Below are 13,098 nucleotides of genomic sequence, written 5' to 3' on the forward strand. Positions count from 1 at the left end.
CTTAAGTTACCCCTTCTTTCTTACAACACAATACAGAAGGGAATATGAAAGCCACATTCATACACACTACTCGCTACTTCTTATTCGCGATATTGGCGATGAGCCTTACTGCTTGCGGTTTCCATTTACGCGGCCAAGTAGACCTTTCAAGCTCTCTTAAGACATTAACTTTAACGTCAGAAAGTGGCTCAGATGAATTTGATCGAGCTTTGCGTATTGCGTTGGTAAAAGCTGGCGTTGTCATCCTTGAAGAAAGTAACGCAAACGAAAATACATTTAATCTGAAAGTGAACAAAATCACCTCCTCAGATACAGACTTAGCCTACGACTCGTCAAATGATGTAACACAGGTTCAACGACGTTTAAGCAGTTATTACTTTATTCGTCAGGCTGATGGAAAATCACTCTATGGCCCAAGGCAAATAAGCACTAGCAGAGTATTAGAAAACCAAGATAGCTCAGCGAGTACCGCTTTGTCTTATAACACGTCGCAAATGAAAGCCATGTACACTGATCTGGCGGCGCAATTAGTCAGTGATTTGAATTACGCTCCACTATAAGCAAATCGCTTTTAGGCCAACAAAATGAAAGTACGAGTTGATCAATTAGAGCAACAGCTGAAAAAAAGCCTCGCACCTATTTATATTATTTCTGGGGACGAGGTTTTGTTGTGCCAAGAAGCCGCAGATGCCATTCGCAAAGCCGCCCTTGCTCATAACATTGATGAACGCTTACGCTTTGTCGCCGACGCACAATTTGATTGGCAAGATGTAATAAACGAAAACAACAGCTTATCGCTTTTCTCATCCCGTCGCGTCTTTGATATTCAAGTCGACAAAATGGCAGAAAAACACAGTAAAGCACTGGCTCAACTTGGTCAGTCCCTTAGCGACGATAATGTTGTTTTGCTCACGCTTCCGAAAGTAGACGCTCGTACACAAAAAGCCAAATGGTTCACTCAATTAGAATCAAAAGGCGTATTTGTTCAAATTTGGCCCATTGATAGCAACCGCTTAGGAGCTTGGGTTCAACAAAGAGCTCAAGCGCTTGACCTGTCTTTAAGCCGTGACGCCGCCAGCATCATTTGTGAACGTGGCGAAGGGAACCTTCTCGCCCTATCACAAGAGCTTGAAAAATTGGCATTAATACATGGCTCTGGCGCGAAAATTGACGCAGAAAAAGTCGTTGAATCCGTCGCAGATAGCAGTCGTTATTCCATTTATGATTTGAGCGATCGCTTGCTCATGGGCAAAGTAAAAGAAGCCATGCATTGCCTTAGTCAACTTATCAGCGAAGGCGTTGAGGCAAACATTATTCTCTGGTTGTTTAATCGCGAAATACAAACTTTGACGAACCTACTTCAAGCGATGAAATCCTCTAGCTTACGACAAGCTTGCCAAGGGGAAAGAATTTGGGATAAGCGCATCCCATTTTATGAAAGCGCCATGTCTCGTCACAACCAAGTAACGCTTCCTTATATGCAGAACTACCTTGCCCTTATGGACAAAACCGTTAAAGGCTTAGAAGGGCCAGATATCCATACAGGATTTCGTAATCTGGTTATGATGTTTTGTGGCTTCAAACCAGTTTCAACAGAGTTAGATTTGCCTTATTAATCTAACTCTCGCAGCATTTTTATTTAGGCCTGAATTATGATCGACACTCCTATTATCGAAGAAATTAACGCATGGACAACACCTTTGTTTGTCACCACCATGCCCGATCATGATTTTTTAAAAGAGGCCTTACTGGCCGCTGTTTATCAGCAGAAATCCTTACAAACGACAGCCATCGAGAGCCGCATCGCGCCAAAAGCCAAACACGCCCTTCATGAAAGTACATTGGATTTCTTAGAGATTGCAGATGCCAATATCATGGAAGCAAAGCGAGTCTTTGAGGAATTAATCCTTGAAGTGGCAGCCTCGGTTAACCAAGCATTCTGGCCTGAAGATATGGAAGCAGATGCGCATATTATAGAATCTTGGTATCACGTTACTCAAAGTGGTGGCTACCATGATGTTCACTCTCATCCTAATTGCTCTTGGTGCGGTATTTATTATCTTGAACCTGGCGATGCCAAAAACGAAGGCTGCGGTGGTTTGAACCGTTTTTACGATCCAAGAGCCAATGCCGAGCATTATGCTGATCCTGGTACCGCTTATTTAGGAGGACAAGGCGTTTGGGACTTTACACCGACGGAAGGCCAAATCATCCTTTTCCCATCGTATCTTAAACATTCTGCGTTACCCTATTTTGGTGAAAAAGATCGAGTGGTTATTGCTTTTAACAGCATCATAGAAGCCTACTAGAAGGTCAAAATAAATTAGATCAAAACTTATCTGGCATGCGAGCCTTCGTTATTTTGCACTGGCTCGCATCAAACCGACATTCATCTCATTGTTTTTCTTTACAATAAATTTCATAAGTTTCCACTCAAACATTCACAATCAATTGCTATCTGTAGTAATTTAATAAGTCATGTTTAACGGTGAGGAAATTTATGCGTTTCCAATTTGATCAACTTTCAGGCAATCAGCGTTATCACTTAATTACTCAAACGATCACACCGCGCCCTATTGCATGGATTTTAACGAAAAACGAAAACACAAAGTTAAATCTGGCGCCCTTCTCTTACTTTGCCGCTCTTTCTTCTGACCCTGCATTATTAGTTGTTTCAATTGGCAACAAAACAGACGATATTGCAAAAGACACAAAACAAAATCTTCTCCGTGAAAAGGAATGTGTTTTGCATATTCCTAGCGGAGAGTTAATGCATGCAGTGAACGAAAGTGCAATGAACCTGCCAACGGGAGAATCCGAACTTTCCCAAATAGGCTTGTCTCTCATTGAATTCACGAAAACATTGCCAAGAATTGAAAAGGCGAAAGTTGCACTGCATTGTCGATTATTTGATGTACATAAACTAGGCAATAGTACTTTTGATAGTCTTTACTTAGAAATACTGGATTTATATGTGGATGATGAATTAGTCACCCAAGAGAACGATCGAGTCATTATCGACAATAAAAAGCTCAACCCGCTCGCTCGATTAGGCGGCAATGATTATGGCCTTTTAGGCGAGACAGTGACGATTAAACGTCCCAACTAGGGCAATACAGATTTTGAGGTATAAAAGATGGACGTAATTAAACAAATACAAGCTTTTCCCTTTATAGAAAATGCCGATGCAGATTTAATCTCCGCTCTGGCGGATCTCGCCAGCGTCAAAACCCTAAAACCAGAAGAAGTATTAGCAAAGCAGTTTGAAATTGGGCAGCATATTTACTTTCTAGTGAAAGGCGAAATTGCCATTTCTGTTCCTCTGCAAGAAGCAGGAAAATCCTATAACGTTGGCCTGATCAATGATCCCCTTGCTCCTATTGGCTGGTCTGCATTTCGTCACCCGTCTCGCTATGCAACCACCTTTACTGCAACAAAATCCTCGACATTATTAATGTGGCCTATTTTAGAGCTGCAAAAGATCTTAGAAAGTAACCCTGAATTTGCAGAACAATTTCTACAATTTATCTATCAAGAATCTTTACCTGTTCTCACAAACATCCAAAACCAAACACGCCCCTTCTTCTCAAATGAGTCTTTGGCTTTTGAAGAAACTCGCCCCTTCTCAGGCAGTGAAACACAAACTCATTCTTTGAAAGACGCCATTAATTTGCTGAATTATGCTCCCTTCTGTGAAACCTTCACTCAAGCGGAAATACACACCTTAGCCAAAAAATCGTCCATCTTGTTAGCGCACCAAGGCGACATACTCTGCCAGCAAGACCAACCTTCTGATGGCTTATATTTACTTATAAAAGGCAAAGTGGTTGTCAGCTATCAAACGGATTCTGGCGACATCATTACCACACGTTCGATTTCCCGTGCAGGTACGGTTTTATCTTGGACAACCAAAAACGCCACCCTAAAAAACCGCTCTTCTATCATCTCGTCAAGAGACAGCAGCATCTTGTTTATCAAACGTGATGACCTGCTCACCATACTTGAAGACAATCCGAAGCTGTCTGTTAAATACTTATATCGACTCATTTGGCTTGTAGGCACTCATTTATTGGCCGCTCGTATGCGTTATTTGTCGCAAAGTGCTAACGATGAAACGCTTGCTGTAACAAACGTCATCGAACAAAATGCCGCCCTTTTACCGGTGAGTTCACCACTTTACAAAGTAGGCGAATTACTGAAAAGTGCGATCACCACAGATGAAGCCTTCGGTGTGCTCTATAAATGCTTACATTTCGGCAGCGTCTTAGAACGTACAATTGCAGGAATGTGTCTCGACATTCTGAAAGACTTACAACGTGAAAACGCTTTTTATCGTCACCTTCAAAATGTCTACGACAGCATTAACAGCCTGCCAAAAGGCACACCAAGCTTAGATGCAAGACGATTAGGAACTGAGCTTTTCAAACAAGCTTTCCAGCAAGTGCCTTATGTTATCAAAGGCTTGGAAAACCTACCGAAAAAAGCCGGTTCCCTGTTCATTTACAACCACTTATTAGGCTCGCCTACGAACCGCTTACCAAATGGCTTCCGTTTCTCTATGGACGCCCAGTTTATTGGCTCCATGGTTATTGATAATGAATACGGTATTTCTGGCCAGCGTGTTGTTCGTCGCAGTAAAGAGAGCGAGTTTTGGCGAGATGACTTCTACGAAAAATTTGGCAACCTCTTCATCCATAGCTGGGAAAACCTGACCCGAGACACACCTGAATACGAGCAATTTATTCAACAGTCTCAAGAAACTTTGCGCCAGAATTTCCCTTTAATGATTTCTCCAGAAGGCCAGAGTTTCAACACTCATCAGTCGCCTGGAAGCTTCTTACCACATGCCTTTGAAATCGCTGGTTCCATGGGCAGTGAAGAGCCTTGGATCGTTCCTATTGCCGTTGCTAACTTTGATAAACGCGCCGACCATAATATCTATACGGTTATTATCAAGCCCGCTTTCAAGCTGTCTGATAAAGTAGATTACACGGATAAAGCGGCGTTGAATCAATTCCTAGCGGCTTACCAAGAAGAATACAAAGGCTATGTGAATGAAGCGGTCGAACTGTCCAAAGAAATTCGCCAATACCCTATTTTTAGTGGCAAAAATGGCTACCGCTCAAATGTCATGAGCTTAAACCAAATTGACGTTGAGTTTGAATCCGATGTACGAGAGTTAGAATTCCACTTAGCTCACCAAGAGTACAAAGATCAGCCAGTAGCTTTTTATGGCTCTTCCACCATGCGTTTATGGCATGATTTTGATAGCAACTTCCGAGAAAAAGATGGCATAAACTTAGGTTTTGGTGGCGCGACATTAGAAGCCTGTGTTTATTACTTTGAGCGTATCATTCTGCCTCATAAGCCTCGGTCTTTGGTCATTTATGCGGGTGATAATGACATAGGTAACCATTACGACAGCAACAAAGTCGTTGAGTTATACATTGAATTACTGCAGAAAATAGATCGTCACTTACCGGGTATTCCTGTGACTTTGATCAGCATTAAATGCAGCCCAGCTCGCCTTAAAATGCGAAAAACAATTGAAACCACAAACGTACAATTAGAACGCTTAGCAAAAACGCGCCCTAATACACAGTACATTGATTTGTTCTCAACCTTGCTCGATCAGGAAGGCGAAGTAAAAGAGAATCTGTTTGATGGTGATAAGCTTCATTTAACTAAAAAGGCTTATGAACTTTGGACAAAACGTCTGATGAAAGCTGAAGAATTCATTTTTACTAAATCATTAAAATAAAGGCTATATAATGACTACAAAAAAATTCCGTCTCGTTACCCGCAGTGATTTTGACGGCTTGGTTTGCGCTGTTTTATTAAAAGACTTAGATATAATCGATGACATACTGTTCGTACACCCAAAAGACATGCAAGACGGTAAGGTCGAAATAACGTCAAATGACATTACCACTAACTTACCTTATGTAGCAGGATGTTATTTAGCATTCGACCACCACCTTAGCGAAACTGTGCGCAATAGTGACAAGATTGAAAACCATATTATCGACCCAGACGCCCCTTCTGCCGCACGAGTGGTATATGACTATTATGGTGGCCTAGAGAAATTCCCAAACATCTCTGTTGAGATGATGGACGCGGTAGATAAGGGCGACTCCGCACAATTTTCTAAAGATGAAATATTAAACCCTAAAGATTGGGTGTTATTAAATTTCATCATGGATGCTCGCACAGGTTTAGGACGCTTCCGAGAATTCCGTGTTTCTAACTATCAACTAATGATGCAATTAATTGACTGTTGCCGAGACTACTCTATAGAGCAAATTCTCGCTCTGGAAGACGTTCAAGAGCGCGTCAACCTGTATAAAGAGCACGATGCATTAGCTAAGGAGCAAATACAGCGTTGCGCTACCCTGTACGGTAACCTTGTGGTATTAGACTTAACTGCGGAAGAAACAATATACACAACAAACCGTTTTGTTATTTACGCTCTGTACCCAGAATGTAATATTTCTATTCATAAAATGTGGGGATTGAAAAAACAAAACACAGTTTATGCCATAGGAAAATCCATCACTAACCGTACCTCTCAGACCAATGTAGGCGAACTTTGCTTAACCTATAATGGTGGAGGACACATGAATGCCGGCACTTGCCAAGTTGATAATGACAAAGCGGACGAAACCCTTAAAGCTCTTATCCAAAAGATCAATATGGACGGCTAAGTAAGTCATTAAAAAGCGCTCAGAATACACAAAGCATTCTGGGCGCTTTCACAACAACTACAGCTTGTTTAGGTAAAGATCACTTTCAAACCAATCATAATAAGCAAACATCCCATTATTCGATCGACCCAAACCATGTTTTTACGCAACCAAGGCAACACTGGACCGCTCGCCAATAGCAGCGCCACTAAGACATACCAACCACCGTCAATCAAAACCACAGTCGTCCAAAATTGAAGCTTCATGATAGTAGTCATTTCAGCGTCAATCAGCTGGCTAAATAAAGCTAAAAAGAAAAGCGCAATCTTCGGGTTCATTAAAGAAATCATAAGCCCGTCACGCATGGCTTCCCAATAGGATGATTTAACGGCTTCCACTTCGTCTACCTGACTTTTACCAGCGTGACGCAATGCTTTGATGCCTAACCACGCCAGATACAGTCCGCCCAAAACCGTCAATACAGAGAACACTTGCTGATGTTGCTCTATAAGAACCGCCAGACCTTGAAGGGTAATAAATACCCAAAAGCCAACGCCTAAACCGTGTGCAACAGAGGCAAGCACACCATGTAAAGCAGTCTGAGAAATAGACAAACGTAAAATAACCGCGAGACTTGGCCCAGGTGAAATGGCTCCCATCACACACACGGCGGCCAAAGAAAGCCAGGTTGTCAGTTCCATACACACTCATCCTTTTTAACAGCTAACATTATACTTATTATTAGAAATCAATTATTTATGACGGGCGCTATAGTATCGAACAGATACTTGAAAATCGAGGATATAAAAACGAAATAAGGCCAACAGAGGGGAACTGTTGGCCTTATTCATTCATCAGGTTTTAAATACGATCTCTAGTGAATCACACCGCAAATTGATTCATTGTATTATCCTTACCGGACGCTTTAAGCGCTTGTTCGCCAGAGAAGTACTCTTTGTGATCATCACCTATGTTTGATCCAGACATATCTTGGTGTTTCACACAGGCAAGACCTTGGCGAATCTCTTTACGCTGTACTTCTCTTACATAACCCAGCATACCCTGCTCACCAAAGTAGTCTTTCGCTAGATTATCGGTAGACAACGCCGCTGTGTGATACGTTGGCAAAGTGATCAAATGATGAAAAATACCGGCTTGTGCCGCAGCATCTTTCTGGAAACGTCGAATGCGTTCATCCGCTTCTGCAGACAAAGCAGAGTCATCATAATCTTTCGACATTAATTGATCACGCTGGTATTCCGTTACATCTTTGCCTTCAGCTTGCCATGCATCAAACACCTGTTGGCGGAAATTTAGTGTCCAATTAAACGATGGGCTGTTGTTATAAACCAGTTTCGCGTTTGGTATAACATCACGAATACGATTCACAATACTCGCAATCTGCCCAATATGCGGCTTCTCAGTTTCAATCCATAATAAATCCGCTCCGTTTTGCAAAGACGTGATGCAATCAAGCACCACTCGATCTTCACCTGTATTAGGTTTAAAACGCACCAAACCATTAGCCAAACGAATCGGTTTAATCAGACGTTCACCTAATTTGATGGCCATATCACCAGATGCTATTTGATCTAAAGAAGTCACCTCTTCCCCATCAATAAACTCGTTATACTGCTCTGCCAAGTCACCCGCAGTTTGAGATACTGGAATCTTCTGCGTTAAGCCTGCCCCTAAAGAATCCGTACGAGCCACGATGACACCATCGTCCACACCAAGCTCTAAAAAGGCATAACGAACCGCATTAATTTTTGCTAAGAAGTCTTCATGTGGCACGGTTACCTTGCCATCCTGATGTCCGCATTGTTTGGCATCAGATACTTGGTTTTCAATTTGAATACAGCAGGCTCCTGCTTCAATCATTTTCTTCGCTAACAAGTAGGTCGCTTCTTCGTTACCAAAGCCCGCATCAATATCCGCAATAATGGGAACAACATGAGTTTCAAAACCATCGATTTTTTGTTGAATTGCCTGCTCACGCACTCGATCACCTGCCTCTCTTGCTTCATCCATTTCTTTGAATAAATGCTGAAGTTCACGAGCATCGGCTTGCTTCAAAAAAGTATAGAGCTCTTCAATTAAGGCTGGCACAGAGGTTTTCTCATGCATGGATTGATCTGGTAAAGGACCAAACTCAGAGCGCATGGCTGCAACCATCCAGCCAGATAAATACAGGTAACGACTACGAGTTGTACCGAAGTGTTTTTTAATGGAAATCATTTTCTGCTGGCCGATGAATCCGTGCCAACAGCCTAAAGACTGAGTGTAGTTTGCTGGGTCTTTATCATAATTCGCCATGTCTTCACGCATAATCTTAGCCGTGTACTTCGCGATATCCACTCCGGTATTAAAACGGTTCTGCAACTGCATTCTCGCGACAAATTCAGGATTCATCCCGGCCCAAGTAGGGCCTTGTTGATGAATAGTATTGTTCGCTTGCTGGGTTTTATTATTATAAGTTTGCATAGTTTTTCTCTCTCTTTAGGTTGTCTAAATTAATACGCCTTATTATTGATACATTCACTTTTTCATCATTCAGTTAATGGGCTTCTTTTACCTGTATTCGGTAAGCATGCAGTAATGGTTCTGTGTAACCATTAGGTTGAATATGTCCTTTAAAAATCAAATCTTGCGCCGCTTTAAATGCCTGACTCCCCCCATTAAATGCCATCGGCTGATAATCTTCAGTCGCACTATTCTGCTCATCTACCACAACCGCCATTCGCTGCATTACGCCATCAATCTGCTTTTTAGTGCACACGCCATGCAGCAACCAATTCGCCAAATGCTGACTGGAAATTCGTAATGTGGCTCTGTCTTCCATCAAACCAACGTTATTGATATCAGGTACTTTAGAGCAACCAACACCCGCTTCAACCCAACGAACCACATAACCTAATAATCCCTGAACGTTATTTTCTATTTCTCGCTCAATAACCTGATTCGATAAGGTCAAATTAGTTGGAATCATCGGTATTGTGAGCAAATCCTTAAGACTCGCTTTTTCACGATGTTTTATGCGTTGCTGTACTTCAAATACATTTATCTGGTGATAATGCAAAGCATGCAAAGTAGCCGCTGTAGGCGATGGCACCCAAGCTGTATTAGCACCGGCTTTTGGGTGTGCATTTTTTGTTGCCATCATATCTGCCATTTCATCTGGCATGGCCCACATGCCTTTACCAATTTGCGCTTTGCCAGGTAAACCACACTGCAAACCAATGTCTATATTGCGGTTTTCATAAGCTTGAATCCAAGGCTGATTTTTAATCTGATCTTTTGGTAAAAAAGCACCGGCCTGCATACTGGTGTGAATTTCATCTCCAGTACGATCCAAGAAACCCGTATTAATAAAGAAGACACGTTCTTTGGCCTGTCGAATACACTCTTTCAGGTTCAAAGTCGTCCGGCGCTCTTCATCCATAATGCCAATTTTGATGGTGTTTTTTCCCAATCCGAGCATTTGCTCAACTCGACCAAATAACTCACAACTGAACGCCACCTCATCCGGCCCATGCATCTTAGGTTTCACAATATAAATACTGCCAGTACGGCTGTTTCGCATACCTTCAGAACACCGTAAATCCAATGCTGCAATTAAACTGGTTACAACTGCATCTATGATACCTTCTGGCACAAAGCTGCCTAAGTTGTCCTGCATCAAATCACATTCCATTAAATGACCTACATTTCGTACCAACAAAAGTGAGCGACCATGGAGACGGTATTCTTGACCGTCTAAATCCGTAAAAATACGATCAGGATTCATGCGTCGTGTTTGCTGTTGGCCGTTTTTGCTAAAACTCGCTTCTAGCGTACCTTGCATCAGCCCAAGCCAGTTTCGATACACCTCGACTTTGTCTTCCGCATCCACTGCCGCCACAGAATCTTCACAATCAATAATGGTGCTAAGTGCCGACTCGATAATAATGTCGTTTATATTGGCTTTATCTTTTGCTCCGTTCTTCCCATTACGGTCAAATTGGATCTCTATATGGAGGCCGTTATTCTTCAATAAAATCGATTCTGGATCGCTGCGTTGACCATTTACTGCCACCAGCTGGCAAGGCTCTTTTAAACCTGTCTGACTGCCATCTTTGAAAAAGGCCAACAGATGATGGTAATAAACAAGGTAGCTGGTCACATTGTGATGAGAGCCAAATTCAAGTGGAAATACCTCATCTAGAAAGTCTTTCGCTTTAGTAATTACCTGTTCACCGCGAGCTGGATCATAATCAAGTGTCGTTCGCTCAATGTCTTTTTTAATCACATCGGTGCCGTAAAAAGCATCGAACAAACTTCCCCATCGAGCATTTGCAGCGTTTAAGGCAAAGCGTGCATTTTTAACCGGCACAACTAATTGAGGCCCGGCTAAATGCGCAATTTCGTCATCTACATTTTCTGTTGTGATTTGGAAGTCATCGCCTTCTTCAACCAAATAACCAATGTCACGTAAGAAAGCTTCGTATTCTTGAACATCAAGGCTTTGCCCTTTACGAGCTAAATGCCATTGATCAATTTGTTGTTGCATCACATCACGAGTCACCAACAATTGACGGTTAATAGGAGACAAATCCGCGATAAGCTGCTCAAGGTCGTGCCAGAACTTCGTTGGTTCAATAGCATGAAGTGGCAACACCTCGTCATTGATGAAGCTGCAAAACTCAGGGTGAATCTGACTGTTGTTTTTGGGTAAAGGCATATTCATCTCGCTTTCCTTCTTTAATAAGCTTTCTTCTTATTGTTAGCTGTTAACAGTTGGGAATGTCAGTTGTGAATCACATTCCCGCTTGCTTGATTTATAGTCTATGTCTTACTAAGCTGAAATTTCACAATAAGAATTACACAGTGTAAATTTTACAAAAATGAAGAATAAAAATAGCCTTAATAGAAAAGCCCATTTTTTGGGTACCAAGATCCGCAACCTGCGTAAACGCAACCGTTTGACGATGGAAGATCTATCATCGAGATGTGTAAAAATAGACGTGGAATGCGCGCCTTCTGTGTCTTATTTATCCATGATAGAAAGAGGAAAACGCATTCCCAGTGAAGACGTTTTAGAAGTCATCGCAAGTGTTTTTCAAAAAAATGTCGAATGGTTTTTGGATGATATTCCAGAAGAAGAGGCCATCACTCCGTCAAAAGGTTCTGGTGGTGGCATCAATGGCATGGCGTTAGAGCCAAACTTTTTATTTTCCAAAGAAATCTTACAAATAGCCATTCCAGAAATGTTGTCTCAGACAGGAACCAGTGGCCGACAATTTGCGCATTTACTCATTCGGGCTCATCAAGAGCACCATCAAAACCATTTTCCTGATTTAGAAAGGGCTGCAGAAGAAGTGGGGCTTAAGCGCTTACCTTTAAGTCTTGATGAAATTGTCGCGATTACCAAACAAATGGGACTCCAGGTCAAGTGGTTTCGCAAAACACCGTTAGCCGTTTTGAACGAAATGGGCATGAATGAAAGTCACCTTGTGACCTCTTTTTTTGATCCACCAAACAGCATCTACATCAATCAAATCATGAAAGCCCAGCCACAACGCTTAAAATACAATCTCGCTGTGCATATAGGCCATGCGGTATTGCATGATAAAGACGGCATGAAGAACATCTTGGTTACAGGGCGAAATGAAATCTCTCCGCTACAAACTAAAACATCAAAAATACAATCCTCTGGCATGGATGCGCAGGACATTTTATATGCCTGGCGCGACTTCGAATGCAGCTTTTTTGCGGGCGCACTGCTCTGTCCAAAAGTGCCATTCAGGCAAATGCTCGACCGTAATGGTTATGAGATTAATACAGCACAACTGGCCGGTGTATCTGAATCCGTCACCATGCGCCGAATGACCGCGGCTTCTCCCTACCCCCATTGGCATTATTTTGATGCGTATGCGCCAGGAAAATTAAAAGCGGTTTATCGTGGCAATGGCATTCCTCTGCCTTGGGGAAATATGAGTATGGTAGAAGACCCTTGTCAGCACTGGTCTGTGTTCCGAAAAATCAGCGAGCCAAGCACAGGAACATCTGCTCAAATCTCCATTTTAAATGTGGGTGACGAGCCTAAAATTTATGCCTGTGAGTCCATAAAAGTGCACGATCTTGCTGGCAACAGTCATGTTTTGTGCTCTGGTATCGACCTTAATCCAGCCATTCAGGCTCAAGGAAAAGATGCTCTATCCATTGCAGCGGATTTACGCCAAGTATGTGTCACAAAAGGTGGTTCAACAAAAATACCCAGAAGCATTCAAAAAGACCTCATGAGTGTTGCAAAGATTCTTAATATTAACTGGGTCGAGCGAGGCATAGAAAACGATGCAAGGCTTATTTGCTCCCGTGGCGCCGTCTGCCCGAGATCACCAAGCTGTTATCAGCAATGTGAAGCGAATTGATCTGG

General features: G+C 42.3%; 10 protein-coding genes. 7 read left to right on the top strand and 3 right to left on the bottom strand.

Translation table 11 applies throughout. From position 1 onward, the window contains the following. The first annotated feature begins 44 nt into the window (after positions 1-44). From AC0L46_RS03330 to AC0L46_RS03355, 6 genes are all read left to right on the top strand, one after another. Complete coding sequence (locus tag AC0L46_RS03330; RefSeq protein WP_473505722.1) at positions 45-560, top strand: LPS-assembly lipoprotein LptE; 516 nt, start codon at positions 45-47, stop codon at positions 558-560. 24 nt (positions 561-584) lie between these two features. Next, positions 585-1,616: a DNA polymerase III subunit delta gene (gene holA, locus AC0L46_RS03335; RefSeq protein ID WP_473505724.1), complete on the top strand. Its 1,032-nt coding sequence runs from the start codon at positions 585-587 to the stop codon at positions 1,614-1,616. A gap of 36 nt (positions 1,617-1,652) precedes the next feature. Further along, positions 1,653-2,309 carry a putative 2OG-Fe(II) oxygenase gene (locus tag AC0L46_RS03340; protein ID WP_414680935.1) on the top strand — a complete coding sequence of 219 codons (657 nt, stop codon included), beginning with the start codon at positions 1,653-1,655 and terminating at the stop codon, positions 2,307-2,309. Between the two features lie 191 nt (positions 2,310-2,500). Beyond that, entirely contained in the window at positions 2,501-3,109 is a 609-nt protein-coding gene (locus AC0L46_RS03345) for a flavin reductase family protein (protein WP_473505726.1), read from the top strand. A 27-nt stretch (positions 3,110-3,136) separates the two neighbouring features. Then, entirely contained in the window at positions 3,137-5,761 is a 2,625-nt protein-coding gene (locus AC0L46_RS03350) for a cyclic nucleotide-binding domain-containing protein (protein ID WP_473505728.1), read from the top strand. Between the two features lie 10 nt (positions 5,762-5,771). Continuing rightward, complete coding sequence (locus AC0L46_RS03355) at positions 5,772-6,704, top strand: exopolyphosphatase (protein WP_473505730.1); 933 nt, start codon at positions 5,772-5,774, stop codon at positions 6,702-6,704. 68 nt (positions 6,705-6,772) lie between these two features. Here the strand turns inward: AC0L46_RS03355 and AC0L46_RS03360 are convergent, their stop codons facing one another. The 3 genes from AC0L46_RS03360 to AC0L46_RS03370 all read right to left on the bottom strand — a co-directional run bounded on the left by AC0L46_RS03360 (position 6,773) and on the right by AC0L46_RS03370 (position 11,409). After that, a complete protein-coding gene (locus tag AC0L46_RS03360) occupies positions 6,773-7,384 on the bottom strand; it encodes a LysE family translocator (RefSeq protein WP_473505732.1) in 612 nt (203 codons plus the stop codon). 181 nt (positions 7,385-7,565) lie between these two features. After that, positions 7,566-9,167 (bottom strand): isocitrate lyase, encoded by a 1,602-nt coding sequence (locus tag AC0L46_RS03365; RefSeq protein WP_473505734.1) that lies wholly within the window; start codon positions 9,165-9,167, stop codon positions 7,566-7,568. Positions 9,168-9,240: 73 nt separating this feature from the next. Continuing rightward, positions 9,241-11,409 carry a malate synthase G gene (locus tag AC0L46_RS03370; RefSeq protein ID WP_473505736.1) on the bottom strand — a complete coding sequence of 723 codons (2,169 nt, stop codon included), beginning with the start codon at positions 11,407-11,409 and terminating at the stop codon, positions 9,241-9,243. Between the two features lie 196 nt (positions 11,410-11,605). Between AC0L46_RS03370 and AC0L46_RS03375 the strand changes: the two genes are divergently transcribed. Continuing rightward, positions 11,606-13,093: a DUF3612 domain-containing protein gene (locus AC0L46_RS03375; RefSeq protein ID WP_473505738.1), complete on the top strand. Its 1,488-nt coding sequence runs from the start codon at positions 11,606-11,608 to the stop codon at positions 13,091-13,093. Positions 13,094-13,098 lie beyond the last annotated feature (5 nt).

It is taken from the genome of Marinomonas sp. 15G6-16 (assembly GCF_055809555.1).

What these genes read in the sequence shown, in the direction of transcription:
- AC0L46_RS03330 (WP_473505722.1), top strand. Translation starts at nt 45, where the DNA reads ATGAAAGCCACATTCATACACACTACTCGCTACTTCTTATTCGCGATA.
- holA (WP_473505724.1), top strand. Translation starts at nt 585, where the DNA reads ATGAAAGTACGAGTTGATCAATTAGAGCAACAGCTGAAAAAAAGCCTC.
- AC0L46_RS03340 (WP_414680935.1), top strand. Translation starts at nt 1,653, where the DNA reads ATGATCGACACTCCTATTATCGAAGAAATTAACGCATGGACAACACCT.
- AC0L46_RS03345 (WP_473505726.1), top strand. Translation starts at nt 2,501, where the DNA reads ATGCGTTTCCAATTTGATCAACTTTCAGGCAATCAGCGTTATCACTTA.
- AC0L46_RS03350 (WP_473505728.1), top strand. Translation starts at nt 3,137, where the DNA reads ATGGACGTAATTAAACAAATACAAGCTTTTCCCTTTATAGAAAATGCC.
- AC0L46_RS03355 (WP_473505730.1), top strand. Translation starts at nt 5,772, where the DNA reads ATGACTACAAAAAAATTCCGTCTCGTTACCCGCAGTGATTTTGACGGC.
- AC0L46_RS03360 (WP_473505732.1), bottom strand. Translation starts at nt 7,384, where the DNA reads ATGGAACTGACAACCTGGCTTTCTTTGGCCGCCGTGTGTGTGATGGGA.
- AC0L46_RS03365 (WP_473505734.1), bottom strand. Translation starts at nt 9,167, where the DNA reads ATGCAAACTTATAATAATAAAACCCAGCAAGCGAACAATACTATTCAT.
- AC0L46_RS03370 (WP_473505736.1), bottom strand. Translation starts at nt 11,409, where the DNA reads ATGAATATGCCTTTACCCAAAAACAACAGTCAGATTCACCCTGAGTTT.